At 70.6% G+C, this 26038-nt stretch carries 22 protein-coding genes, 1 pseudogene and 1 riboswitch; of the genes and pseudogenes, 14 read left to right on the top strand and 9 right to left on the bottom strand.

Annotation, left to right across the window (positions count from 1 at the left end):
• Window positions 1-126 precede the first annotated feature (126 nt).
• The 3 genes from N5I75_RS24570 (at window position 127) to N5I75_RS24560 (ending at window position 3422) form a co-directional block, all read left to right on the top strand.
• Complete coding sequence (locus N5I75_RS24570) at window positions 127-642, top strand: DUF3017 domain-containing protein (protein WP_476680629.1); 516 nt, start codon at window positions 127-129, stop codon at window positions 640-642.
• A gap of 295 nt (window positions 643-937) precedes the next feature.
• Window positions 938-2059, top strand: coding sequence for an XRE family transcriptional regulator (locus tag N5I75_RS24565; protein ID WP_476680627.1), 1122 nt, complete (start codon window positions 938-940; stop codon window positions 2057-2059).
• Between the two features lie 373 nt (window positions 2060-2432).
• The gene (locus tag N5I75_RS24560; RefSeq protein ID WP_476680625.1) at window positions 2433-3422 is read left to right on the top strand and encodes a malate dehydrogenase; all 990 of its coding nucleotides are present in this window, start codon (window positions 2433-2435) and stop codon (window positions 3420-3422) included.
• Window positions 3423-3645: 223 nt separating this feature from the next.
• Here the strand turns inward: N5I75_RS24560 and N5I75_RS24555 are convergent, their stop codons facing one another.
• Window positions 3646-4506: a hypothetical protein gene (locus tag N5I75_RS24555; protein ID WP_476680623.1), complete on the bottom strand. Its 861-nt coding sequence runs from the start codon at window positions 4504-4506 to the stop codon at window positions 3646-3648.
• 240 nt (window positions 4507-4746) lie between these two features.
• Here N5I75_RS24555 and N5I75_RS24550 point away from each other — a divergent pair, with 240 nt between their 5' ends.
• From N5I75_RS24550 to N5I75_RS24530, 5 genes and pseudogenes are all read left to right on the top strand, one after another.
• Window positions 4747-6249: an aldehyde dehydrogenase family protein gene (locus tag N5I75_RS24550; RefSeq protein WP_476680621.1), complete on the top strand. Its 1503-nt coding sequence runs from the start codon at window positions 4747-4749 to the stop codon at window positions 6247-6249.
• A gap of 153 nt (window positions 6250-6402) precedes the next feature.
• Complete coding sequence (locus N5I75_RS24545) at window positions 6403-7980, top strand: GMC family oxidoreductase (RefSeq protein ID WP_476680619.1); 1578 nt, start codon at window positions 6403-6405, stop codon at window positions 7978-7980.
• Window positions 7980-9071 (top strand): annotated as a pseudogene (locus N5I75_RS24540) (quaternary amine ABC transporter ATP-binding protein); the annotation flags it as partial. The gene N5I75_RS24545 and the pseudogene N5I75_RS24540, both read left to right, overlap by 1 nt.
• A gap of 496 nt (window positions 9072-9567) precedes the next feature.
• Window positions 9568-11619 (top strand): ABC transporter permease, encoded by a 2052-nt coding sequence (locus N5I75_RS24535; protein ID WP_476680617.1) that lies wholly within the window; start codon window positions 9568-9570, stop codon window positions 11617-11619.
• Between the two features lie 151 nt (window positions 11620-11770).
• Complete coding sequence (locus N5I75_RS24530) at window positions 11771-12655, top strand: ABC transporter substrate-binding protein (RefSeq protein ID WP_476680744.1); 885 nt, start codon at window positions 11771-11773, stop codon at window positions 12653-12655.
• Between the two features lie 157 nt (window positions 12656-12812).
• Here the strand turns inward: N5I75_RS24530 and N5I75_RS24525 are convergent, their stop codons facing one another.
• Genes N5I75_RS24525 through N5I75_RS24515 form a run of 3 tightly spaced genes read right to left on the bottom strand, consistent with a single transcriptional unit; the run spans window position 12813 to window position 14574 of the window.
• Entirely contained in the window at window positions 12813-13577 is a 765-nt protein-coding gene (locus N5I75_RS24525; protein ID WP_476680742.1) for an isocitrate lyase/PEP mutase family protein, read from the bottom strand.
• On the bottom strand, window positions 13574-14023 hold the full coding sequence (locus tag N5I75_RS24520) for a carboxymuconolactone decarboxylase family protein (RefSeq protein ID WP_476680615.1): 450 nt from the start codon (window positions 14021-14023) through the stop codon (window positions 13574-13576). The genes N5I75_RS24525 and N5I75_RS24520 overlap by 4 nt, the downstream gene beginning before the upstream one ends.
• Complete coding sequence (locus tag N5I75_RS24515) at window positions 14020-14574, bottom strand: carboxymuconolactone decarboxylase family protein (RefSeq protein ID WP_476680613.1); 555 nt, start codon at window positions 14572-14574, stop codon at window positions 14020-14022. The genes N5I75_RS24520 and N5I75_RS24515 overlap by 4 nt, the downstream gene beginning before the upstream one ends.
• Before the next feature lie 46 nt (window positions 14575-14620).
• Here N5I75_RS24515 and pdxR point away from each other — a divergent pair, with 46 nt between their 5' ends.
• From pdxR to N5I75_RS24500, 3 genes are all read left to right on the top strand, one after another.
• On the top strand, window positions 14621-16090 hold the full coding sequence (pdxR, locus tag N5I75_RS24510; protein ID WP_476680611.1) for a MocR-like pyridoxine biosynthesis transcription factor PdxR: 1470 nt from the start codon (window positions 14621-14623) through the stop codon (window positions 16088-16090).
• A 133-nt stretch (window positions 16091-16223) separates the two neighbouring features.
• Window positions 16224-16607, top strand: coding sequence for a hypothetical protein (locus tag N5I75_RS24505; RefSeq protein ID WP_476680609.1), 384 nt, complete (start codon window positions 16224-16226; stop codon window positions 16605-16607).
• A 7-nt stretch (window positions 16608-16614) separates the two neighbouring features.
• Complete coding sequence (locus N5I75_RS24500) at window positions 16615-17814, top strand: glutathionylspermidine synthase family protein (protein ID WP_476680607.1); 1200 nt, start codon at window positions 16615-16617, stop codon at window positions 17812-17814.
• Between the two features lie 66 nt (window positions 17815-17880).
• Here N5I75_RS24500 and rocD read toward each other — a convergent pair whose 3' ends face one another.
• Window positions 17881-19068, bottom strand: coding sequence for an ornithine--oxo-acid transaminase (gene rocD, locus N5I75_RS24495; protein WP_476680740.1), 1188 nt, complete (start codon window positions 19066-19068; stop codon window positions 17881-17883).
• 187 nt (window positions 19069-19255) lie between these two features.
• Window positions 19256-19342: riboswitch (ZMP/ZTP riboswitch) on the top strand.
• A gap of 61 nt (window positions 19343-19403) precedes the next feature.
• Between rocD and N5I75_RS24490 the strand changes: the two genes are divergently transcribed.
• A complete protein-coding gene (locus N5I75_RS24490; protein WP_476680605.1) occupies window positions 19404-20864 on the top strand; it encodes a glycine hydroxymethyltransferase in 1461 nt (486 codons plus the stop codon).
• 108 nt (window positions 20865-20972) lie between these two features.
• On the opposite strand, the gene N5I75_RS24485 is transcribed toward N5I75_RS24490, so the two are convergent.
• The 3 genes from N5I75_RS24485 to N5I75_RS24475 all read right to left on the bottom strand — a co-directional run bounded on the left by N5I75_RS24485 (window position 20973) and on the right by N5I75_RS24475 (window position 23292).
• Window positions 20973-21650 (bottom strand): hypothetical protein, encoded by a 678-nt coding sequence (locus tag N5I75_RS24485; RefSeq protein ID WP_476680603.1) that lies wholly within the window; start codon window positions 21648-21650, stop codon window positions 20973-20975.
• 180 nt (window positions 21651-21830) lie between these two features.
• Window positions 21831-22655, bottom strand: coding sequence for a hypothetical protein (locus tag N5I75_RS24480; RefSeq protein WP_476680601.1), 825 nt, complete (start codon window positions 22653-22655; stop codon window positions 21831-21833).
• A complete protein-coding gene (locus N5I75_RS24475; protein WP_476680599.1) occupies window positions 22636-23292 on the bottom strand; it encodes an RNA polymerase sigma factor in 657 nt (218 codons plus the stop codon). The genes N5I75_RS24480 and N5I75_RS24475 overlap by 20 nt, the downstream gene beginning before the upstream one ends.
• 166 nt (window positions 23293-23458) lie before the next feature.
• Between N5I75_RS24475 and trpS the strand changes: the two genes are divergently transcribed.
• Both trpS and N5I75_RS24465 read left to right on the top strand, forming a co-directional pair.
• On the top strand, window positions 23459-24472 hold the full coding sequence (trpS, locus tag N5I75_RS24470) for a tryptophan--tRNA ligase (protein WP_476680597.1): 1014 nt from the start codon (window positions 23459-23461) through the stop codon (window positions 24470-24472).
• 56 nt (window positions 24473-24528) lie between these two features.
• Complete coding sequence (locus N5I75_RS24465; protein WP_476680595.1) at window positions 24529-25113, top strand: 2'-5' RNA ligase family protein; 585 nt, start codon at window positions 24529-24531, stop codon at window positions 25111-25113.
• Window positions 25114-25161: 48 nt separating this feature from the next.
• On the opposite strand, the gene N5I75_RS24460 is transcribed toward N5I75_RS24465, so the two are convergent.
• Window positions 25162-25917: a decaprenylphospho-beta-D-erythro-pentofuranosid-2-ulose 2-reductase gene (locus tag N5I75_RS24460; protein ID WP_476680593.1), complete on the bottom strand. Its 756-nt coding sequence runs from the start codon at window positions 25915-25917 to the stop codon at window positions 25162-25164.
• Between the last annotated feature and the right edge of the window lie 121 nt (window positions 25918-26038).

Genomic DNA, 26038 nt, shown 5'->3' with positions numbered 1-26038 from the left:
GGCGCGGGCACCCGGGGTGTGGGTGCCCGGGACGCGGATGCCCAGGCTGATGCCCAGGCTGATGTCCAGGCTGATGTCCAGGACGTGAGCGCGTCGGGCGATGCCGGTGCCGTGGGTGACGGTGTCGTGAGCGCGGGTGCCCAGGGCGCGGGCGCTCAGGACGAGGGTGCCCAAGGTGAGGGCGTCCACGACGAGGGTGTCCACGACGAGAGCGTCCACGACGAGGGCGTCGTCAAGGGCGTGCGGGGCAGGAAGCGGGGCACGCGCCGCTTCCCGTTGTGGACGCGCGACACCGCACGCCCCGAGGGCGGGGGCCGCGCGGCCCCCGCCGACGCCCCCGTCCCCGCCCGCCAGTGGCCGTTGATCGCGGTGCTCGTGGTGACCGGGCTCGGACTGCTGCTCACCGCGTTCGGCCTGTTCCGCGTCGGCACGATCCTGGTGGGTGTGGCCCTCCTCGGCGGCGCCGCGCTGCGCTGGGTCCTGCCGTCCGTCGGCATGCTCGCCGTGCGCTCCCGCTTCACCGACATGATCACATACGGGGTCCTCGGCCTCGCCATCGTGCTGCTCGCGATGATGGCGCAGCCGAGTCCGTGGCTGCAGATCCCCTTCCTCCAGGACACGCTGCACTTCACCGTGCGCTGAGTGTTCCTGTTCCTCGTACGACGGACGGGGCCTCCGGGGCGGAGGCCCTTCGTCCTTGTGTGACGATGTCCGGTCCGCCCCGGGGTTTTTGTCGGCAGAGGGCACAGGCCGCCGTCGACTTGGGAACTGTCACCCTGGCTCTGCGCATCCCAGTCAGACGAGGGACGTTGTCGGGAGAACGGCCCGGTCGGGCCGGTCGGCGCAAACGGTGGGACGGCGGGGCAGCAGGAAACGGCGGGGAACGGCGGGGAGTGGCGGGGTAAGTCAGCACGTACGGGGGGAAGAGGGGTAAGCGATGCCTCGTTGGAAGGCGCTACCGGACGAACTCGACCCGCAGCTCGCGGAGTTCGCGAGCCAGCTGCGCAGACTGGTCGACCGCAGCGGACTCGGCATCGCCGCGCTGGCGGACCGCACCGGGTACAGCAAGACCTCCTGGGAGCGGTATCTGAACGGGCGGCTGCTCGCGCCCAAGGGCGCGGTCGTGGCGCTCGCCGAGGTGACCGGCACCAGCCCCGTCCATCTGACGACCCTGTGGGAGCTCGCGGAGCGCGCCTGGAGCCGCTCCGAGATGCGTCATGACATGACCATGGAGGCGATACGCATATCCCAGGCGCGGGCGGCGCTGGGGGAGTTCGGGGGACCGACGGCCACGGCGACGCGGGGTGTCGCGGCCGGGTCCGGGACCGGTGCCGGTGCTGCGTCCGGTGCCGGTGCCGGGGCGGGTGCCGGTGCCGGTGCCGGGGCCCGGGGTGCCGGTGCCGGTGGCGTGAGTGCTGGGGGTGCGGTGACCGTGCCGTCGCAGAGGTCGGTGCCGCCCGTGGACCAGTTCGGGCCGCCGCCGGTCGGTTTCGGACCACCGGTCGCTTCGGCCTCGGGTGCGGGTGCGGGTGCGGGTTCCGGACCCGGGTCCGGTCGTGGCCGGGGTCGTGGCAAGTGGCGGGTGCTCGTGTTCCTCGCCGGGGTCGTCGGCACGGCGCTCCTCGTGGTCGTCGCCTACGCCCTGACCAGCTTCCTCACCGGCCACAAAGACAAGAAGGCCGAGCCCTCGCCGTCGCCGACGACGAGCGCGCCCGTCCTGCCCGCGGGTGTCGAGTGCGTGGGCGCCGGCTGCACCGGAAAGGACCCGGAGGCCATGGGGTGCGGCGGTGACCATGCCGACAGCCCCGCGCGGGCCGTCGTCGGCGCCGTCACCGTCGAGGTCCGCTACAGCAAGACGTGCAAGGCGGCCTGGGCGCGGATCCAGGGCGCGGCCCCGGGCGACAGCGTGCGACTCGACGCGGGCGGCAAGAAGTCGAAGAAGGGCCTGGTCGACGACGCCGACACGGACGCGTACACGCCGATGGTGGCGGTGGGTTCGCCCGCGGACGCGAAGGCGTGCGCGACGCTCGTCTCCGGCCAGCGGGGCTGCACGGAGTAGCGCCGGGCGCCGCGTGACGGACGTGCACGGGGGACGTACATGAGGACGTGCATGGGCACGTACTAGGGCACGTACTAGGGCACGTACACGGGGACGTGCATGGGCACGCGCTTTCGGGGAAGGCGCATGAGTACCCCCACGGGATGGTCACACGGTGACACCCATGGCGGCCGCCGATGCCCCTCCCCCGGGCCGGCGGCCGCCCCGTGTCCCGTGTTCGGGGGAGCTTCGGACCCGGGGTGCGTGTGATCGCCCTGTGGGGTGAGCCACACGTACCGATAGGTCCGGCAGGGGCGGGGCGCGATAGCCTGACGAGCGGATCTCTTGATGCCGAGAGATCGATCAAAAGACCCGCTGTCCTACGGAGAACGCCATGACCCGCACTCCCGTGAACGTCACCGTCACCGGCGCAGCCGGCCAGATCGGCTACGCACTGCTCTTCCGCATCGCCTCCGGCCAGCTGCTCGGCGCGGACGTGCCGGTCAAGCTGCGCCTCCTGGAGATCACCCCGGCGCTCAAGGCCGCCGAGGGCACCGCCATGGAGCTCGACGACTGCGCCTTCCCGCTGCTCCAGGGCATCGAGATCACCGACGACCCGAACGTCGCCTTCGACGGCGCCAACGTCGGTCTCCTCGTCGGCGCCCGCCCCCGCACCAAGGGCATGGAGCGCGGTGACCTCCTCGAGGCCAACGGCGGCATCTTCAAGCCCCAGGGCAAGGCCATCAACGACCACGCTGCGGACGACATCAAGGTCCTCGTCGTCGGCAACCCGGCCAACACCAACGCCCTCATCGCCCAGGCCGCCGCGCCGGACGTACCGGCCGAGCGCTTCACCGCCATGACGCGCCTCGACCACAACCGCGCGCTGACCCAGCTCGCGAAGAAGACGGGCTCGACGGTCGCCGACATCAAGCGCCTGACCATCTGGGGCAACCACTCCGCCACCCAGTACCCGGACATCTTCCACGCCACGATCGCCGGCAAGAACGCCGCCGAGACCGTGAACGACGAGAAGTGGCTCGCGGACGAGTTCATCCCGACCGTCGCCAAGCGCGGCGCCGCGATCATCGAGGCGCGCGGCGCGTCGTCGGCCGCGTCGGCCGCCAACGCCGCGATCGACCACGTGTACACCTGGGTCAACGGCACGGCCGAGGGTGACTGGACGTCCATGGGCATCCCGTCGGACGGCTCGTACGGCGTCCCCGAGGGCCTCATCTCCTCGTTCCCCGTCACCACCAAGGACGGCAAGTACGAGATCGTCCAGGGCCTCGACATCAACGAGTTCTCGCGTGCGCGCATCGACGCGTCCGTCCAGGAGCTGGCGGAGGAGCGCGAGGCCGTGCGCGGTCTCGGCCTGCTCTGACCTCCGGTTGTGACCCCCGGTCCTGACCTCCGGTCCTGACCCCTGGGTCCTGACTAGGTGCGCCGCCCTCGGTGAGTTGTTTCCGCGACTCGCCGTGGGCGGTTCTGTATTTGGGGCCGGGCCGGCCGTCTGCGGGTCATGTGTGGTTGCCCGCAGTTCCCCGCGTCCTTGGGATGCGCACTCCGCGCGCCATCTCCCGATCGGCCTACTCGGCCTACTCGGCCTACTCGGCGTCGAGGAGGTCGAGTTCGGCGACGTCCACCGAGTCGGAGGCGGGCGGCGTCCGCAGCGGCACCGGCCGGCCGTAGTCCTCGTACCGCGTCGTCGTGTCGACCTTGCGGGTACCGGACGCACCGGCGCTGACCTCGGTGTACTTCACCGCGTACGGCTTGCCGCGCGTGGCCACGTACAGCGTCCTGCGCGTGCCGTTCTTCTCCTCGCCGGTCAGCGGGACGACCGGGGTTCCGTCCAGCGTGGTCGGCGCGCCCTTCTCGTCGATCCCGTCGGACTTCGTCTCGCCGCGCAACTGTTCCTGCACAGCGGTCAGGTCGCAGACGCCCGCGAGGTCCTTGAGTACGGGGTTGTCGACGGGGCCCGCGACGTAACGGCCCTGCAGGCGGCCGGCCGCCGCCTTGCCCTTGGCGCCCGGCACCCGCGCCCGCCACAGCTTGTCGTCCATGCGCGCCCATACCCGGTCCCCGCGTCGCACGACGTCGGCCTTGCCGTTCGCCCCGAACGTGAGCGTCGCCATGCAGTTCCTGTCCCGGTCGAGCGTGAGGGCCATCGCGGTGGGGGAGGTGCCGCCGCCTCCCTTGGACCGGTCCACGACTGTGACGTGCAGCGATGTGGTGTCGCGGAGTTCTTGCTGCGCCTTGTCGGCGAGGTCGCGGACGGAGAGCTGCGCGACATCACCGACGCCTTCTTCCTTGGCACCAGCACCAGCACCAGCATCAGCACCGGCACCGCCACCGTCATCGCCGGAGCGTGCGGTCGCCGCGAGCAGCGTCGCCGTGCAGACGGCCGACACGAGCACCCACACCCACCCGTACTTCTTCGCGGGCTGCCTCCGGCTCTCTTCGACCATGCGCGCACCCCCCGAGGACAGAACATCCCCAGGGTACGTTTCGCCGCTTTGACCGGCGCATACGGCGTATGGGTGGTGACACGGCGCACTATCGGTCACGGAACGCGCATGGTTCCCGCCACCCCGGGCAGGGACATCCGGCATCACGGCAGAGCGCGCCGAGAGGCCGTCCTGCGGCGCTCGGAGTGCTTCGGGTAACGGAAGCGGAAGGCGAAGCAGGACGTGTCAGACGGGTCAGTTGTGTCGGTTCGGAGCACCATTCATGTCGGCGGGGAGTGGCGCGGCGCCGCCTCGGGGGAGAGCCGGGAGATCCTCGACCCCGCGGACGGCAAGACCTTCGCGGTGATCGCCGAAGGCGGTGCCGAGGACGCGGACGCCGCCATAGCCGCCGCCCGCCGCGCCTTCGACGAAGGGCCCTGGCCCAGGATGCCGGTCGCCGAGCGCGCCGCGCTGCTGCGCCGCGTCGCCGACCTCCTCGTACGCGACCGGGAGAAGATCGGCCTCCTGGAGAGCCGGGACGCGGGCAAGACGGTCGAGGAGGGCCGCGTCGACGTCGACTGCGTCGCGGACGCCTTCCGTTACTTCGCCGATCTCGTGATCGGGGAGGGTGCCGGACGTGTCGTGGACGCGGGCTCCGAGGACATCCACAGCGTCGTCGTGCACGAGCCGGTCGGTGTCTGCTCGATGATCACGCCGTGGAACTACCCGCTGCTCCAGGCGAGCTGGAAGATCGCCCCGGCCCTGGCCGCGGGCAACACCTTCGTCATCAAGCCGAGCGAGATCACGCCGCTGACGACGGTCGTGCTCGTCGAACTCCTCGGGGAAGCGGGGCTGCCCGCCGGCGTCGCCAACATCGTGACGGGTCCCGGTGCCTCGGTCGGCGCCCGCCTCGCCGACCACCCCGATGTCGACCTGGTCTCCTTCACCGGCGGCCTGGTCAGCGGCGTCAAGGTCGCGCAGGCCGCCGCCGCGGGCGTCAAGAAGGTCGCCCTCGAACTCGGCGGCAAGAACCCGAACGTCGTCTTCGCCGACGCCTGCGAGACCGAGGACGGCTTCGACACCGCCGTCGACCAGGCGCTCAACGCCGCGTTCATCCACAGCGGCCAGGTCTGCTCCGCCGGCTCCCGGCTCATCATCGAGGAGTCCGTCCGCGAACGCTTCGTCGCCGAACTCGCCCGCCGCGCCGAGAAGATCCGGCTCGGCCGCGGTACGGAGGACGGCGTCGAGTGCGGGCCGCTCGTCAGTGAGCAGCAGCGCGACAAGACCGAGTCGTACGTCGCCTCCGCGCTCGCCGAGGGCGCCGTGCTGCGCTGCGGCGGCAAGCGCCCCGAGCCCAGCGACGTACGCCCCGCCACCGGCTACTTCTACGAGCCGACCGTCCTCGACCAGTGCCACCGCGAGATGCGCGTCGTGCGTGAGGAGACGTTCGGGCCGATCCTGACCGTCGAGACCTTCCGCACGGAGGACGAGGCCGTCGCCCTCGCCAACGACACAGAGTACGGGCTCGCCGGCGGCGTCTGGACCGCGGACCCGGGCCGCGCCCGCCGCGTCGCCGCCCGCCTGCGCCACGGCACGGTCTGGATCAACGACTTCCACCCCTACCTGCCGCAGGCCGAGTGGGGCGGCTTCGGCAAGAGCGGCGTCGGACGAGAGCTGGGCCCGGCCGGACTCGCCGAGTACCGCGAAGCGAAGCACGTGTACCAGAACCTGGCGCCGAAGCCGGTGCGCTGGTTCGCGGGCTGATCCCGCGCCCCGCGCTTTCGAACTCCGTTCCATCCATGACGTCCGTTCCATCCGTGACGTCCAGCACATCCATCACGTCCAGCACATCCGTTACGTCCAGCACATCCGTTACGTCCTTCTATGAAGTACCGCGCCCCGCAGAGGAGTTGACGCATGCCTGAAAACCCCGAGAGCCCCCATGCGCCGGACGACACGTACGACTACGTGATCGTCGGCGGCGGCACCGCCGGATCGGTGATCGCCTCCCGGCTCACCGAGAACCCGGACACCACCGTCGCCGTCATCGAGGGCGGCCCCAGCGACATCGACCGCGACGACGTGCTGACCCTGCGCCGCTGGCTCGGCCTGCTCGGCGGCGACCTCGACTACGGCTACACCACGACCGAACAGCCGCGCGGCAACTCGCACATCCTGCACAGCCGCGCCAAGGTGCTCGGCGGCTGCTCGTCGCACAACACCCTGATCTCGTTCAAGCCGCTGCCCGGCGACTGGGACGAGTGGGCGGCCGCCGGGGCCGAGGGCTGGGACCACAAGGCGATGGACCCGTACTTCGCCAAGCTGCGCAACAACATCGTCGCCGTCGACGAGAAGGACCGGAACGCCATCGCCCGCGACTTCGTCGAAGCCGCGCAGGCCGCGACCGGTGTGCCGCGCGTCGAGGGCTTCAACAAGGCCCCGTTCAAGGACGGCGTCGGCTTCTTCGACCTCGCCTACCACCCCGAGAACAACAAGCGGTCGTCGGCCTCGGTCGCGTACCTCCACCCGCACATGGAGGCGGGTGACCGCCCGAACCTGACGCTGCTGCTCGAGACGTGGGCGTACAAGCTCGGCTTCGTCGACGACGGGGGCCTGCCGGGTAGCCCCCGGGCCCGCGGCGTGCACGTACGCACGAAGGACGGCGAGGAGAGGCTGATCAGCGCGCGCCGCGAGGTCGTCGTGTGCGCCGGTGCCGTCGACACGCCCCGCCTGCTGCTGCACTCCGGCATCGGTCCCAAGGCCGACCTGGAGCGGCTCGGCATACCCGTCGTGCACGACCTGCCGGGCGTCGGGGAGAACCTGCTCGACCACCCGGAGTCGGTGATCGTCTGGGAGACGGACGGCCCCATCCCCGACAACAGCGCGATGGACAGCGACGCGGGCCTGTTCATCCAGCGCGACCCCGAGGCCGCCGGGCCCGACCTGATGTTCCACTTCTACCAGATCCCGTTCACCGACAACCCGGAACGCCTCGGCTACGTCAGGCCCGAGCACGGCGTCTCCATGACGCCGAACATCCCCAAGCCGAAGAGCCGCGGCCGCCTCTCTCTGACCAGCGCGAACCCCGAGGACAAGCCCGCCCTCGACTTCCGCTACTTCACCGACGAGGACGACTACGACGGGCGCACCCTCGTCGACGGCATCCGCATCGCCCGCGAGATCGCGAAGACGCAGCCGCTCGCCGGCTGGCTCAAGCGCGAGGTGTGCCCCGGACCCGACATCACCGGTGACGAGGAGCTCGGCGAATACGCCCGCAAGGTCGCCCACACCGTCTACCACCCGGCCGGAACCTGTCGCATCGGCGCCGCGGGTGATGAACTCGCGGTGGTCGACCCCGAGTTGCGGGTCCGCGGGCTGCGTTCCATCCGAATCGCCGACGCGTCCGTCTTCCCGACGATGCCCGCGGTGAACCCGATGATCGGGGTGCTCATGGTCGGGGAGAAGTGCGCCGAATTGCTGGGTGGTGATGCGTGATGAGTACGCAGACTGCGGTGAAGGACCCTGCTCCGGACCGTAACGGGGCCCTGGACGCTGGTGCCGGTGAGGCCGTCTTCTCCGTCCGCAACCTGTGGAAAGTGTTCGGCCCCAAGTCCGAACGCGTCCCCGGCGATCCCGAACTCGCCGGCCTCGGCGCCGCCGAATTCCGCTCCCGCACCGGCTGCACCGCCGCCGTGCGTGACGTCTCCTTCGACGTCGAACGCGGTGAGGTGTTCGTTGTCATGGGCCTGTCCGGCTCGGGCAAGTCCACCCTGGTGCGCTGTCTGACCCGCCTCATCGAACCGACGTCCGGGACGCTGTCCATCGACGGCGAGGATGTCCGCGCCATGGACAAGAGCCGGCTGCGCGCCCTGCGCCGCCACCGCGCCGCCATGGTTTTCCAGCACTTCGGCCTGCTGCCGCACCGCACGGTCCTCGACAACGTCGCCTACGGCCTCGAGATCCAGGGCGTCGGACGCGCCGAACGCCGGGCGAAGGCGCTCGAGGTCGTCGCGAAGGTGGGCCTGCAGGGGCTGGAGTCGCGCCGCCCGGGTCAGCTCTCCGGTGGCCAGCAACAGCGTGTCGGCCTGGCCCGCGCGCTCGCCGTGGACCCCGAAGTCCTCCTCTTCGACGAACCGTTCAGCGCGCTCGACCCGCTGATCCGGCGCGACATGCAGGAGGAGGTCGTGCGCCTGCACCGCGAGGAGGGCCGCACGATGGTCTTCATCACCCACGACCTCAACGAGGCCCTGCGCCTCGGCGACCGCATCGCCCTCATGCGCGACGGCCGCATCGTCCAGCTCGGCACCCCCGAGGAGATCGTCGGCGCCCCCGCCGACGACTACGTCCGCGCCTTCGTCCGCGACGTCCCCCGCGAACAGGTCATGACGGTCCGCCGCGCCATGCGCCCCGCCGACACCGACGAAACCACCCGAGGCCCCGAGATAGCCCCCGACGCCACGGTCTCGGAGGCGATCGACGCGGTGGCCCGCAGCGGGTTCGCGGTACGGGTGATGGACGCGGGCCAGTGCGTCGGCGTCGTCGATCACGAGCGGCTTCTGGGGGTTGTGGCGGGGACGACGAGGGGGGTCGGGGACGGGAGCGCGGGGTCTGCGACGCCGGGGGCCGGGAGTTCGGGGTCCGGGGCTGGTGTGACGCCGGGGGCCGGGAGTTCGGTCTCCGGGGTTGGTGTGACGCCGGGGGCCGGGAGTTCGGGGTCCGGGGCTGGTGTGACGCCGGGGGCTGAAGGTTCGAGCCCCAGGGCTGGTGCGCGGCCGGAGGCCGGAGGTTCGGATTCCGGCGCTGGTGCGGCGCCAGGGGCCGAAGGCTCGAAGTCCGGCGCTGGTGCGGCGCCCGAGCTCGAAGGTGAGAGTTCCAAGTCTGGCGTGACGCCCAAAGCCGAGGACGAGCGCGCTGAGGCTGATCCGACGCCGGTCTCCGATATGACACCGCATTCTGACGTGCCCCCGGGCACCGGCGACCCGGACAAGGGCGCAGCCACGCCGACGGCCGCGCGCCCTGAAGGGACGGAGACCCCGTCCGAGCCGTCGCCCCTCCGCCCCGCCGGAGAGGACGCCTCCTGACATGTCAGCCGCAGTCACAGCCAATCCGGCCGAGAACCAGGACCCTCAGGATCCTCAGGACCCCCAGGGCCCCCGGGACACCAAGGGCAGCCAGGACGCGGAGGGCCTCGGGGGCACTCGGAAAACCCCGGGTGCCAGAATTTCCGGAGCCCTGCGGAGCAACCTCGGCAAGCTCCTCCTCCTGGCCGCCCTCACCGCGGTCATCGCGCCGATCGTCAACGCCCGCTGGTCCAGCGGCACCTGGCCCGACGCCCTCACCGTCGATCTCTCCGAACCGCTCGGCAAGGCCAGCGACTGGATCATCGACAACCGGGACAGCCACCCCCTCTTCCTGTACTTCCTCGGCCACATCAGCAACGCGATCGTCCTCTCCGTCCGCGCCGTCTACCTCGTCCTGCTCGCCGCAGGCTGGGCCGGCGTCACGGTCGCCGCCGGACTGATCGCCTGGCGCGTCGCGGGCGTCCGCCTCGCCGCCACCTCCGTACTCGCGCTCCTCGCGTGCGGCGCCCTCGGCATGTGGGTGCCCACGGTCCAGACGCTGGCGCTGATGGTCGTCGCCGTACTCGTCTCGATCGCCCTGGGCGCTCTGCTCGGCCTCGCCGCGGGCCTCAGCGACCGGATGAACCGCGCCCTGCGCCCGGTCCTCGACACCATGCAGGTGTTCCCGGCGTACGCGTACCTCCTCCCGGTCGTCCTGGTCTTCGGCATCGGCGTCCCCGCCGCGGTCCTCGCCACGGTCGTCTACGCGGCCCCGCCCATGGCCCGCCTCACCGCCCTGGGCCTGCGCTCGGCCGACAGCGGCGTCATGGAGGCCGTCGCCTCGCTCGGCGCCACAGGACGCCAGCGCCTCCTGACCGCCCGCCTGCCCCTGGCCCGCAAGGAGCTCCTCCTCGGCGTCAACCAGACGATCATGATGGCCCTCTCCATGGCCGTCATCGCCTCGGTCATCGGCGCGGGCGGCCTCGGCGACCGCGTCTACCAGGCGCTCGCCTCCGTCGACGTCGGCGCCGCCCTCGCCGCCGGCATCCCGATCGTGCTGCTCGCCGTCGTCCTTGACCGCGTGACCGGCGCGGCGGGCGAACGGCTCGGCTCCCACGAGCCCCCGGCCCCCTGGAAGTGGGCCGTCGTCGCCGCGGGCACCCTCGTGGCGGCCCTCGCAACCCGCTTCACCGACCACCTCGACTGGCCCGGCTCCTGGGTCGTCACCATCGCCACCCCCGTCAACGACGCCGTCGACTGGATGACCGACCACCTCTACACCGGCGTCCCCTACGTGGGCGGTACCGCCGACTGGGCCGGCCACTTCACCACCTGGATCCTCGACCCCCTGCGCTCCGGTCTGACCTGGCTGCCCTGGTGGTCGGTGCTGGTGATCGTCGCCGCGCTCGCCTGGCTGATCGGCAGCTGGCGCACCGCCCTGACCGCCGTGCTCGCCATGGCCGCGATCGGCGTGCTCGGCGTCTGGAAACCGTCCCTGGACACGCTCTCCCAGGTCCTCGCCGCCGTCGCCGTGACCCTCGTCCTCGGCTTCGCCATCGGCATCGCGGCCGCCCGCAGCGAACGCCTCGAACGCGCCCTGCGTCCCGTCCTCGACGTCTTCCAGACCATGCCCCAGTTCGTCTACCTGATCCCGGTGGTCGCCCTCTTCGGTGTCGGCCGCGCCCCGGCCGCCGCGGCGGCCATCGTCTATGCGCTGCCCGCCGTCGTCCGCATCACCTCCCAGGGCCTGCGGCAGGTCGACCCGGCGGCGTTGGAGGCGTCCCGCTCGATGGGCGCCACGACCGGCCAGCAACTGCGCCAGGTGCAACTCCCGCTCGCACGGCCCGCGTTGCTCCTCGCCGTCAACCAGGGGGTCGTCCTGGTCCTCGCCGTCGTGATCATCGGTGGTCTCGTCGGCGGCGGCGCGCTCGGCTACGACGTCGTCTTCGGCCTCGCCCAGGGCGACCTCGCCACCGGCCTCGTCGCGGGCGCCGCGATCGTCTGCCTCGGCCTGATGCTCGACCGGGTGACTCAGCCGACGGAACGCCGCACCCGCTCCGGAAAGGGGGCCTGACATGCGAACACCGACCACACCGACCACGCCGACCACACCGACCACGCCGAACAGGGCGGTCACGGCCGCTCGGGGTCGCAGGCACAGGTACCTGGGGGCAGTCGCCGGCCTCGGCGCACTCCTGGTCCTCACCGGCTGCGGCGCCGCCGACATGACCAAACAGGCGTCCCCCTACGCCAACGCCCAGGGCGCCAGGACGGTGACCCTCTCCGTCCAGTCCTGGGTCGGCGCCCAGGCCAACGTCGCCGTCGCCCAGTACCTTCTGGAGCACGAACTCGGCTACCGCGTCGACACCGTCCAGGTCGACGAGGTCCCCGCCTGGGACGCCCTCAGCCAGGGCCGCGTCGACGCGATCCTGGAGGACTGGGGCCACCCCGACCAGGAACAGCGCTACGTCAAGGACAAGAAGACCATCCGCAGTGGCGGCGACCTCGGCGTCACCGGACACATCGGCTGGTTCGTCCCCACGTACTTCGCGAAGCAGCACCCGGACGTCACGGACTGGAAGAACCTCAACAAGTACGCCGACCAGCTGAAGACCGCGGAGAGCGGCGGCAAGGGCCAACTGCTCGACGGCTCACCGTCCTACGTCACGAACGACAAAGCCCTCGTCCAGAACCTGAGATTGGACCTGCAGGTCGTTTTCTCCGGCTCCGAGGCTGCCCAGATCACCCAGATCAAGCAGTTCGCCAAGCAGAAGAAGCCGTTCCTCACGTACTGGTACCAGCCGCAATGGCTCTTCAAGAAGGTGCCGATGACCGAGGTGAAGCTGCCCGCCTACAAGGAGGGCTGCGACGCCGACCCCGAGAAGGTCGCCTGCGCCTACCCGCGGACCCCGCTGCAGAAGTACCTCAACGCCGACTTCGCCAGGAACGGCGGTAAGGCCGCGGCCCTTCTCAGGAACTTCCACTGGACCACGGAGGACCAGAACGAGGTCTCCCTCATGATCGCCGAGCAGAAGCTGTCGCCCGACGAGGCGGCGAAGAAGTGGATCGACGCACACCGCTCAACCTGGCAGGCGTGGCTCCCTCGATAGCCGGGCAGGTTCTACGGTGCCGGGTGCCTCTCCTGACGGGGGCACCCGGCACGTCCATGCGCACCCGCCGCGCATGCGCCTTGCTTCCGGCGCGCATCCGCCCCGTCTCCGCCGCGCATCCGTCGGGCTTCAGACGCGCATCCGCATCCGTCGGGCTTCAGGCGAGGCCCTCCGCGATCTCCCGCAGCGCTGCAGCCGCCCGTCGCTGCAGCCCGGGGCCGAACGTGATCCGCGTCGCCCCCAGCTCCCCCCACTCCCGGAACGAAGGCCCGCCGAGCGGCGCCCCGACGTTGATCGGCCCCTCGATACCGGCCCGCAGACGGGGCAGCACCTCGGCGGGCGCCCCGATCGGGTACACACAGTCCGCCCCCGCGGCCACATACAGCCGAGCCCGCTTAACCGCCTCCTCGACCGGATCGTCGACGCCCCTGATGAACGTGTCGATCCGTGCGTTCAGCACGATCCGGTCCCCCGCGGCCGCCCGCACCTCGGCCAGCCAGTCGGCGTGCCGCCGCGGGTCCTTGAGAACCGACCCGGACGCGGACTCCGCAGGGTCGGCTGAGTCCTCGAGATTGCACCCGACGGCCCCTGTCCCGAGGAGCCGCTCCACGAGCTCCTTCGGCGCGATCCCGTACCCGCCCTCGATGTCGGCGGAGACCGGCACCGACACGGACCTCACGATCCGCGTCACGGCGGCGAACATCTCGTCCGCCGGCGTCTGCCCGTCCGCGTAGCCGAGCGACGCCGCGACCCCCGCACTCGGCGTCGCCAGCGCCGGGAACCCGGCCTCCTCGAAGACCCGCGCACTGGCCGCGTTCCACGGCCCGGGCAGCACCAGCGGATCCCCCGCCGCCCGCCCCTGGTGCAGCGCACGGAACACGTCCACCCGCGCCCCCGAGCTGCCCAGCCCCTCCGCACTCACCACGCGGGACCTCCCGGCTCGATACGGCGGCTGACCATCAACCGGTTCCAGCTGTTGATCACCGCAATCACCCCGATGAGGTGCGCCAGCTCCGCCTCACTGAAGTGCTTCGCCGCGCTCTCGTACACCTCATCGGGCACGAAACCGTCCGTAAGGACCGTCACCGCCTCGGTCAACGCCAGAGCCGCCCGCTCCCGCTCGCTGTAAAGCTCACCGGCCTCACGCCAGGCGCTGAGCAGGGCGATGCGTTTCGCGCTCTCCCCGTTCTTGTCGACGGCGACCTCGACGTGCATGTCCAGGCAGAACGCACACGCGTTGATCTGCGAGGCCCGGATCATCACCAGCTCGGCCAGGACCGCGTCACCGAGCCCTTTCTTCGCGGCGGCGCTCAACGCGGACATCGCATTCCGCACCCCGGCGTCCAGCTCCGTCGTCCGGGCACTCACTTGAAGTCCCCCGCCTGGTAGTGCCCGGGCGCCTGACGCGTGGACACCCCGAACCGGTTCCACGCGTTGATCGTCGTGATCGCCGCGATCAACTGGCTCAGCTCCCGCTCGTCGTACAGCTTCGCCGCCCGCTCGTACACCTCGTCCGGCACGAAGCCGTCCGTGAGCACCGTGATCGCGTCCGTCAGCTCGATCGCGGCGATCTCCTTCTCGGTGTAGTAGTGCTTCGACTCCTCCCAGGCGGCGAGCTGGATGATCCGCTCCACACTCTCCCCGGCGGCCAGCGCGTCCTTGGAGTGCATGTCCAGGCAGAGCGCACAGCGGTTGATCTGCGAGGCGCGGATCTTGACCAGCTCGTACGTCACCGGGTCGACCCCCTGGCGAGCCGCCGCGTCGAGCCGGACCATCGCCTTGAAGACCTCGGGGGCGTGCTGGGACCAGGCGAGCCGTGGGGTGTGCTCATGCATGTACCCGCCACCCGTCCCGTGCTCCGCCGCACCGTGCCCGGCCTGTTCTGAGTTGCTCTCGTGGTTGCTCTCGTGCGTGGTCATGCTGCGAGCCTACGAACGAGGTGGCCCAACGGTATGGTCCATTCCCATGGAGAAATCCTGGGCCACTTCGCCTTCCGGTCGAGCACTCGGCATCGACCTGCACATCGAGCCCACCGGTGCGGGCACCGGCACCGGCCTGCGCCGAGGCCTGACCGACGCACTCCGCGAAGCGGTACGCGGCGGACGCCTCGCCCCCGGCACCCGACTGCCCGCGTCCCGCACACTCGCGGCCGATCTGGGCATCGCCCGCAACACCGTCGCCGACGCCTACGCCGACCTCGTCGCGGAAGGCTGGCTCACCGCCCGCCAGGGCTCGGGCACCCGCGTCGCCGAACGCCCCGTCGAAGCCCCTCGCCCGGCCCCCGCCCCCGGCCGCCGCAGCCCGGGCAGACTCCTCCACGACCTGCACCCCGGCACCCCCGACCTCGCCTCCTTCCCCCGTACCGAATGGCTCAAGGCGTCCCGGCGGGCCCTGACCGCCGCCCCGAACGAAGCCCTCGGCTACGGCGACCCCCGAGGCCGCCCCGAACTCCGCACCGCTCTCGCCGGCTACCTCTCCCGCGCCCGGGGCGTCCACGCCCACCCCGACCGCGTCATCGTCTGCGCCGGCTTCGCGCAGGGCCTGATGCTGCTCGGCGAGGTACTGCGCCGCCGCGGCGTCCAGGACGTAGCCGTGGAGACCTACGGCCTCGACGTCCACTGGAACGTCCTGCACCGTGCCGCCCTGCGCACGCACCCCCTCCCTCTCGACGAACTCGGCACGGACACCGGGCAACTGGACGCCTGGGCCACGAACGGCCCACGCGGAGCCACCGAACGCCTCGCCGTCGGCGCTGCCCTGCTCACGCCCGCCCACCAGTTCCCCATCGGCGTACCGCTGCACCCGGACCGCAGAGCCGCCGTTGTCGACTGGGCCCGTCGAACAGGCGGCCTGATCCTGGAGGACGACTACGACGGCGAATTCCGCTACGACCGCCAACCGGTCGGCGCACTTCAAGGACTCGACCCGGACCGTGTCGTCTACCTCGGCACGGCGAGCAAGTCACTCGCCCCCGGGCTGCGCCTCGGCTGGATGGTCCTCCCGGCGTCCCTCACCGACGAGGTCGTGGAGGCCAAGGGGGCCACCGACTGGTCCTGCGGAGTCCTGGACCAGCTGACCCTCGCCGAGTTCCTGAACTCCGGCGCCTACGACCGCCACCTGCGCAACGCCCGCCTGCGCTACCGCGGCCGCCGTGACCAGCTCGTCGCCGCCCTCGCCGAGAACGCCCCGGCCGTCCACGCCACCGGTATCGCCGCGGGCCTGCACGCTGTCCTCCAACTCCCCACCGGCACGGAACAGTCCGTGGTCCGCGCCGCTGCCTGGCAACGCCTCGGTGTCGCGGGACTCTCCAGCTTCCGTCACGAGCACGCCGCGGCGACGACCACCACACTCGACGCCCTGGTCGTCGGCTACGGCACCCCACCCGACCACGCCTGGGCCGGAGCCCTGGACGCACTGTGCCGCGTGCTGCCGTAGCCGCCCAGGCCGCCCAAGCCGCCCTAGTTGTCGCAGGCGGTGCGCGGACGCCTTCCGCGTTCTTTTACGCTTGCCTCGGACGTGTCTGGACACCGACATGTCCGAGCATCGACAGACGGGGGAGTGCAGAAACATGGCGGAGAAACGACGACGGCTACGGTCGAGCACAGTGGTGCTCGGTGGCATGGGCGTGCTCGCCACAGCTCTGACCTCGTGCGGTTCCGATCCGGACCGGCGCTGCGTGGACCGCGACAGCTACGACACATACAGCGGCTACAAGATCGTCAGCGACCAGTACTGCAAGAGCGGCTCGGGAACGACCTCGGCCGGCAAGGGCCGCAAGTCCACCACCGGTGGCGGCACGAGCGGCACCGGCAAGAGCGGACGCGTCGACGGCGCCTGGTACTACGACCCCGACGTCAGCGGTCGCCGCGCCGACGACGGCACCTTCAGCAAGAGCGAAGCCGTCGACCGTGGCGGCTTCGGCTGCTCGGGCTCCGGCTCCGGGGGCGGCTGAACCGGAGATGCGGCGCCATACCATCCAGCCCCGCGACGGCTGGCAGCAGACCGTCGAGAACCAGGGACTGATCTACCCGCTCACCCGCTACCCCGATGATTCCCTGCGCCCCTACTGGGATGAGAGCGCCTATTACGCGTTCTCCCTCCCCGAGGTCGAGGCGCTCGAAGAGGTCGTCGAAGAGCTGCACGAGATGTGCCTGGCCGCGGCCGAGCACCTCGTCGCCCAGGACCGCCTCGCCGACCTTGGCATCACCGACCCGCGCCTCCAGTCGCTCGTCCGCGAGTCCTGGCACCGCCGCGCGGAACTCCCCTCCGTCTACGGCCGCTTCGATCTCCGGTACGACGGCCGTGGCGGAGCTCCGGCCAAACTCCTGGAGTACAACGCCGACACACCCACCTCCCTCGTCGAGGCCGCGAGCCCCCAGTGGTTCTGGATGGAGGAGCGCTTCCCCGGCGCCGACCAGTGGAACTCGCTGCACGAGCGCCTGGTCGACGCCTGGAAGAAGCAGGCCACGCTCCTCCCGCCCGGCAGCCCCCTGTACTTCGCGCACTCCGCCGCCGATGAACTCGGCGAGGACCTGATGACCGTGGCGTACCTGCGCGAGACCGCCGCCCAGGCAGGTCTGGACACGGAAGCGATATCCGTGGAGGACATCGGCTGGGACCCGCTGTCGCGGCGCTTCGTCGACAAGAAACTCCGCTTCATCCGCAGCTGCTTCAAGCTCTACCCGTGGGAGTGGCTGACCACCGACCGCTTCGCGCCGCACGTCCTGGACACGCTCGACAACGGCGGCAGCACCGGGACCACCCTCTGGATCGAACCCGCCTGGAAGATGCTCCTCTCCAACAAGGCGCTCCTCGCGATCCTCTGGGAACTCTTCCCAGGCCACCCGAACCTCCTTCCCGCCTACCTGGACGGCCCGCGCGAGCTCGCCCGCACCACCGGGTACGTCGCCAAGCCCCTCCTCGGCCGCGAGGGCGCGGGCATCACCCTCCACGAACCGAGCAGCGCCCCGGCCGCGCCACTCGTCCGCGAGGAGCCGTGCTGCTACCAGGAGCTGTGCCCCCTGCCGGACTTCGACGGCAACCGCGTGGTGCTCGGCGCCTGGGTGGTGGAGAACGAGGCGGCAGGACTCGGCATCCGTGAGTCCGCGGGTCCGGTCACGGACGAGTACGCCCGCTTCCTGCCGCACGTCATCCTCTAGCGCCGGCCGGGGCTGTCACTGTTCAGATGTCAAGGAGCTGTCGGACGTCTGTCCGGGCGCTGCCGTTCACGCGCCGAGTACCGCACGGAGCTGGTCGAGCCCCCAGTCCAGATCCTCCTTACTGACCACCAGGGGCGGGGCGATCCGGATCGTGGAGCCATGGGTGTCCTTGACGAGGACACCCCGCTCCAGCAACTTCTCCGAGATCTCCCGGCCCGTCCCGTACGCGGGATCGATGTCGACTCCTGCCCAGAGCCCGCGGCCCCGGACCTCCGTCACCTTGCCCGTCCCAGCCAACAGGCCCAGCTCGGCGTGGAGGTGCTCACCCAGTTCCGCGGCCCGCTGCTGGAACTCGCCGTCGCGCAGCATCGCGATCACCTCGAGCGCCACGGCGCAGGCGAGCGGATTGCCGCCGAACGTCGACCCGTGCTCGCCCGGCCGGAACACCCCGAGCACCTCCCTGTTCGATACCACCGCCGACACCGGTACGACGCCACCGCCGAGCGCCTTGCCCAGCACGTAGATGTCGGGGACCACGCCTTCGTGCTCGCAGGCGAACGTCCGCCCCGTCCGGCCGAGCCCCGACTGGATCTCGTCCGCGATGAACAGCACGCCCCGCTCGCGCGTCGCCTCCCGTACCCCCGCGAGGTAGCCCGGCGGCGGCACCAGCACCCCCGCCTCGCCCTGCACCGGCTCGAGCAGCACCGCCACCGTGTCCTCGGTGATCGCGCCCTCCAGCGCCGCCAGGTCGCCGTACGGGACGATGTCGAACCCCGGCGTGTAGGGCCCGAAATCCGCCCGGGCCTCCGGGTCCGTCGAGAAGCTGACGATCGTCGTCGTCCGGCCGTGGAAGTTGTCGCTCGCGACCACGATCCGGGCTCGCCCGTCCGGCACCCCCTTCACTCGGTAGCCCCACTTGCGTGCGGTCTTCACCGCGGTCTCCACCGCCTCCGCCCCCGTGTTCATCGGCAGCACCATCTCCATGCCGCACAAAGCGGCGAGCTGCGTACAGAACTCGGCGAACCGGTCGTGATGGAACGCCCGGGAGGTCAGGGTGACCCGGTCCAGCTGGGCCTTCGCGGCGTCGATCAGCCGCCGGTTGCCGTGCCCGAAATTCAGCGCGGAGTATCCGGCCAGCATGTCCAGGTAGCGCCGCCCCTCCACGTCGGTCATCCAGGCGCCCTCCGCCGTGGCGACGACGACAGGCAGCGGGTGATAGTTGTGCGCGCTGTGCTCGTCGGAGTCAGTGATCAGGCTCTCCGTAGCGGCACGTGCGTTCCCCTCGGTGTGGGCGGGAGTCACAGATGTCACGGGATCTCCGTTCTTACGGCTCTGAAGGCCTTACGGCTCTTACGGCGCGAAACGGGTTTGTCGCCCATTCCTATCGTCGCTCGCATCATGGACGCGGAAACCTCCCGCACCGCCGCGCCCGGTAGTGTGATGTCCGGGCCGTGACTGGCGCGCTGGGATGGGACCGACCATCGGGGAGCGGCCCGCGAACTGTGTGCCGTGCGCCTGGGCCGAACCGTGCACCGCCCCGTGCGCCCGATCTCATCCGGGCCCGGGGAAACCCGTCCCGGAGGTCCGTCATGCCAGAGCCCACCCCTTCCTCCTCTCTCTCCACCGAGTCCGTCGCCTTCCGCAGCGCCCTCGACGTCATCCGGGGCGTGGAGCCCCGGGTCGCCGACGCCATCGGTCAGGAGATCGCCGACCAACGCGAGATGCTCAAGCTGATCGCCAGTGAGAACTACGCCTCTCCGGCCACCCTCCTCGCGATGGGCAACTGGTTCAGCGACAAGTACGCCGAGGGCACCGTCGGCCGCCGCTTCTACGCCGGCTGCCGCAACGTCGACACCGTCGAGTCCCTGGCCGCCGAGCACGCCCGCGAGCTGTTCGGCGCGCAGCACGCCTACGTGCAGCCGCACTCGGGCATCGACGCCAACCTCGTCGCCTTCTGGGCCGTCCTCGCCGACCGCGTCGAGGTTCCGGCCCTGCAGCGGGCCGGCGTGCGCAACGTCAACGACCTGTCCGACGCCGACTGGGCCGAACTGCGCCAGGCCTTCGGCAACCAGCGCATGCTCGGTATGTCCCTGGACGCCGGCGGCCACCTCACCCACGGCTTCCGGCCCAACATCTCCGGCAAGATGTTCGACCAGCGCAGCTACGGCACCGACCCGGCCACCGGACTCCTGGACTACGAGGCGCTGCGCGCCACGGCCCGCGAGTTCAAGCCGATGATCATCGTGGCGGGCTACTCCGCCTATCCGCGTCTGGTGAACTTCCGCCTCATGCGGGAGATCGCCGACGAGGTCGGGGCGACGCTGATGGTCGACATGGCGCACTTCGCCGGCCTCGTCGCCGGCAAGGTGCTCATTGGCGACTTTGACCCGGTGCCTCACGCCCAGATCGTCACCACGACCACCCACAAGTCGCTGCGCGGCCCGCGCGGCGGCATGGTCCTGTGCGACGACTCGCTCGCCGACCAGGTCGACCGAGGCTGCCCGATGGTGCTGGGCGGACCGCTCCCGCACGTCATGGCGGCCAAGGCTGTCGCTCTCGCCGAGGCGCGCCGCCCCGACTTCCGTGGCTACGCCCAGGCCGTCGTCGACAACGCCCGGGCTCTCGCCGAGGGCCTCACCCGTCGCGGTGCCACCCTGGTCACCGGCGGTACGGACAACCACCTCAATCTGATCGATGTCGCCACCTCCTATGGTCTGACCGGCCGACAGGCCGAGTCCGCGCTTCTCGATTCCGGCATCGTCACCAACCGCAACGCCATCCCCGCCGACCCGAACGGCGCCTGGTACACCTCCGGCATCCGCATCGGCACCCCCGCGCTCACCACGCGCGGACTGGGGAGGGGCGAGATGGACGAGATCGCCGCGCTCATCGACCGTGTCCTCACGGCCACCGAGCCCGGCACCACCAGCAAGGGAGCCCCCTCCAAGGCGCAGCACGTCCTGGAGGCCAAGGTCGCCGACGAGGTCGCCCACCGGGCGGCCGAACTGCTCACCGGCTTCCCGCTCTACCCGTCGGTCGACCTCACCTGACCCTGATCACCGGTCGCCCTCACTGGTCGCCGCCTCTGGACGGGCATGTCCCGACGGAGGCGGCGCCGCCTCGCCTCGGCGGCACTCCGGGGCTCGGCCACCGGGCGCTCACAGATCCCGCAGTTCCTGCCTCGGCCCTGTTTCCCGACGGCGCCGCACCAGGGCCAAGGACTCCGGTATGCGCGCCACCATCGGCCGTACCAGCAGAGCCACGGCTGCTCCGGCAGCGAGGCCAGGCAGCGCCCACCACCAGTTGGTGCTCCGGCTCACCGCCGAGGCCGCTGTCGGCGTCTCCGCGTCGGCCCCGGGAGCCGTGACCGCCGAGTCCCCCGAACTCTCCGGGTGCGGAAAAACGGGTGGAGCCCCTCCGGGCGACCGTTTGCCCATCACGCCCAGCTTGTGCAGCAGGGTGCGCAGCTCGGCCGGTTTCTGCGCCTTGTGCCAATAGCCGTTGTACGACCTCGGAAGTTCTGCGGAGGTGTGTATCCAGATGGCCTCGGTGCCCGGCGTGTCGGGATACACGCGGTCCATGCGCCACGGCTGCACATCGTGGATCATCCATGTGACGTTGAGCTGTCGCCCCGCGCCTACCCCGAGTCCGGGCGGCAGTTCCTGGGACGACTCACCCGGCTGACCGAGCAGACCGTTCAGAGCGCTGTACTCCTTGTCGCTGAAGTAGAGCGACGCGCTCTGCTTGCTCTCCGGCGAAACGACAAGGACGCTCGTAGGTCCGCCGGCCAACGCATGCGAGCCGCTCCACAGAACCAAGGCCAGTGCGGCTGCCATCGCTGTGAGTAGCGCCGCCCCTCTTCGTAACGTACGCATCCGAACCCCCAGTCGGTCCGGCACGGGGACTCCGTGCCGGTTCACTTCTGGTACACCGCTCGACGCTTCGAGCTTCCCGATCCTTCGGGGTGTCTTTTCGGCCCGGCCCGGGCTGTCGGGTGGTCGCCTCAACCTCGCGTCTCAGCCCTCGCGTGCCTCGTCCGCGGATTCCGCGATCTTCAGCGCTTCGTCCATGGACGCGACGCCTTCCAGGCGCAGTGTGAGGTCGGCGCCGTCTGTTGCGTGCGTCCACAGCAGCGTCGGGCCCGCTGTCCGCTCCGAGCGGGTCCACTGGTAGCCGTGCTCGTCGTCCATCCAGAAGCTCAACCGGTGCTCGTCCGTGAACCACAAGCCGGGGGAGCCACTCACCGTGACCCAGCGGGGAGGGTGCGGCACCGTCTTGGTGAAGCCGATGTCGAGGTGGGCGGGGTACTCGTTGAGCCGTATCGTGCGGCCCGCGGCCCGCCAGCACAGAGTGAGCAGCAAGCGATCGCCTGGCTCACGGGTGACCGTGAACGCGTGCGGCCTGCCCAGTTCGGACGGGACCGAAGGTTCGAAACCGGCTCGCCGTGCGGCCTCCCTCAGCGAAAGAGAGGCGCCGCACCCCGGGACACGTGCGCCCGTCGACGGAGTGGCCGAGGGGTCGTAATGCACCTCGACCCCACCGAAGCCGAACCAGTCCGCGACCGCCGCCCGTACCGGAGGCGTGAACACCACGATCGTCGCCACCCCGCACAAGGCGGCGACCAGCGCGCGCCAGCGCAGCCGCACCCATCGCCGTATCGCGAACAAGAGACTCCGTAGTCCGCGCGGCTCCACGACCGGCGCGGGCGCCCGCTCGGCGAGTATTTGGGCCAGCACGCGCTCCGCCATTGTCGCGCCCGCGTTCTCCGGACCCTCCAGAAGGCGGCCCAGTGCACGCAGCTCGTCAGGCAGCTCCGGCCCCTCACCGCGTGGCCCGCCCATGCTCGTCACCTCCCTTCCTCGAGCGCTGCGCCGGTACTGCAGCGGACTCCTGCGCCGCGCCGGGCAACAACTCACCCAGCTTGCGCAGCGCCCGGTTGAGCCGGGACTTGACCGTGCCACGCGGCCAGCCGAGCGCCTGCGCCGTCTCCGCCTCGTCCATCTCCAGGAGATAGCGGTAGGTGACGACGAGCCGGTGCTCCTGACTCAGCCGCTCCAGCGCGTCGAGCAGCTCGGCCCGGCGCTCTATCTCGATCGCCGCGGCCGCCGGATCGACGGACTCCGGTATCAGCGGCTCGGCCTCGACCATCGCGGCTTCTCGGCCGAGGGCGGAGCGCTGTCTCCCCGCCGATCGCACTGTGTTCCTCGTCTCATTGGCGACGATCTTGAGCAACCACGGCCGGAACGCCGAACCGTCCTTGAATCGCCCCAAGCTGCAGTACGCCTTGAAGAAGGACTGCTGTACCACGTCTTCCGCGTCCGCCCCCGCGCCCAGCGCCCTCGCCGCGCGCAGAGCGATGCCCGTGAAGGCGCGGACCAGCTCCGCATACGCCTCCGGCTCTCCGGCGCGCACGCGGGCGATCACCGCACCTTCGTCGACGATGCGGCCCCCCTCCAGGACTTCCCCCTGTGCCCTCACACCCTTGATACACCGGCCGGCGATGATCGGTTCCCACTCGTACCGCACGGGTTCTCACGTTCCGTCATGCCCAGGCCCGTGCCTGCGTGCGCAGTCTCCGCATGCGGTGCGCACACGTCGCGCACCTGGACCCGAGCAATGAGAGACACCTGAGAGAATGAGGAGCATGGCCTCTGATAGTCCTCGCGTGCTCTCCGGTATCCAGCCCACCGCAGGCTCGTTCCACCTCGGCAACTACCTCGGCGCGGTCCGCCAGTGGGTGGCCCTGCAGGAGTCCCACGACGCCTTCTACATGGTGGTGGACCTGCACGCGATCACGGTTCCGCAGGACCCGAAGGAGCTCCTGGCGAACACACGGCTCGCCGCGGCGCAGCTCCTTGCCGCCGGTCTCGACCCGGATCGCTGCACGCTGTTCGTCCAGAGCCACGTTCCCGAGCACGCTCAGCTCGGCTGGATCATGAACTGCCTCACAGGGTTCGGCGAGGCGAGCCGTATGACGCAGTTCAAGGACAAGTCCGCCAAGCAGGGTGCCGACCGCGCCACCGTCGGTCTCTTCACGTACCCGATCCTGCAGGTCGCGGACATCCTCCTGTACCAGGCCAACCAGGTCCCGGTCGGCGAGGACCAGCGCCAGCACATCGAGCTGACGCGCGACCTGGCCGAGCGCTTCAACGGCCGCTTCGGGGAGACCTTCACGATCCCGGCGCCGTACATCCTGAAGGAAACGGCCAAGATCTACGACCTTCAGGACCCGTCGATCAAAATGAGCAAGTCGGCGTCGATGCCGAAGGGCCTCATCAACCTCCTCGACGAGCCGAAGACCACCGCCAAGAAGGTCAAGAGCGCGGTCACCGACACCGAGACCGTGATCCGCTACGACGCGGAGAAGAAGCCGGGCGTCAGCAACCTGCTCACGATCTACTCGACCCTCACCGGCGCCGGTATCCCGGAACTGGAGCAGAAGTACGAGGGCAAGATGTACGGTGCGCTCAAGACGGACCTGGCTGAGGTCATGGTGGACTTCGTGACACCGTTCCGGACCCGCACCCAGGAGTACCTGGACGACCCGGAGACGCTCGACTCGATCCTGGCCAAGGGTGCGGAGAAGGCGCGTACCGTCGCCGCCGAGACCCTTTCCCAGGCGTACGAGAAGGTCGGCTTCCTGCCCGCCAAGCACTAGTCCGCACCTGTTGCACGCCCGCCCGCACGCCCGCCACACGACGACAGGAGTACGACGTGGGGACCGTAACGATCGGTGTCTCGATCGCGGTCCCGGAGCCTCACGGCAGCCTGCTCCAGGAGCGGCGTGCGGGCTTCGGCGACCCCGCGGCGCACGGCATCCCCACGCACATCACCCTGCTTCCGCCGACCGAGGTGGAGGCAGGGGATCTCCCGGCGATCGAGACACATCTGGTGGAGGTCGCGGCCTCCGGGCGGCCCTTCGCGATGCGCCTCTCGGGCACGGGCACATTCAGGCCGTTGTCACCCGTCGTGTTCGTGCAGGTCGTCGAGGGCGCCGAGGCCTGCACCTGGCTGCAGAAGCAAGTGCGTGACGCGTCGGGGCCGGTCGCGCGCGAGCTGCAGTTCCCGTACCACCCGCACGTCACCGTGGCGCACGGGATCTCCGAAGAGGCGATGGACCACGCCTTCGAGGAGCTCGCCGACTACGAGGCGGCATGGTCGTGCAATGGCTTCGCCCTCTATGAGCAGGGTGAGGACGGCATCTGGCGGCGGCTGCGCGACTTCACCTTCGGCAAACCCACGCTCCCCGCGCAGGCACCCGACCGGACGAAGCGCGGACGGCGACTGCCCGCACGCTGACCGAGATCGCGCAAGCACGAACACGCGGCAACGCGCGCGTGGCGACCGTCAGACCGGGAGCCTGCGGAACAACGGCCGAGGCACGTGCCGCAGCGCCGACATCACCACGCGCAGCGCCCCAGGCACCCAGACCGTCTCCGAGCGGCGCCGAAGCCCCGTCTCGATGGCGAGGGCCACCGCCTCCGGTGTCGTGGCCATCGGCGCCTCCGCCATGCCGGCCGTCATCTTCGACCGTACGAACCCCGGGCGCACCACCATGACGTGGACGCCCGTGCCGTGCAGGGCGTCACCCAGCCCCTGGGCGAAAGCGTCTAGGCCTGCCTTGCTCGAGCCGTAGATGAAGTTCGCGCGACGGGCCCGCTCACCCGCGACCGAAGAAAGCACGACCAGCGAGCCGTGCCCCTGGGTCTGCAGGGCCCGGGCGCAGACCAGACCGGCCGAGACCGCGCCCGTGTAGTTGGTCTGCGCGACACGCACCGCGGCCATCGGCTCGCCCTCGTCCCGGGCTTGATCGCCGAGGACACCGAAGGCCAGCAGCACCATGTCGATGTCGCCCTCGGCGAAGACCTTGCCGAGCGTCTCCTCGTGGGACTCCGAGTCCAGGGCGTCGAACGGGACGGCATGCGCCTCCGCGCCCACCTCCCGCAGCTGCGCCACGGCACGGTCGAGCGCGGGGGACGGACGGCCCGCGAGCCATACGCTACGGGTACGGCGGGCGACCAGCCGGCGGGCTGTCGCAAGGGCGATCTCGGACGTGCCACCGAGGATGAGCAGGGACTGCGGGGTGCCGAAGGCGTCCTTCATGAGATCCGAACTCCAAGGGTGCGGTGTCGCGGTGTCGGCCGGCGGCCGGGAAGTCGACGAATGAGATCCGGGAACCTGATCGGTCCGAGCGGTGTATTGAAAGTGACGAAGGCGCGGAGGG

Source organism: Streptomyces sp. R818, assembly GCF_056172735.1.
This window is presented reverse-complemented; position numbering and strand designations above follow the sequence as displayed.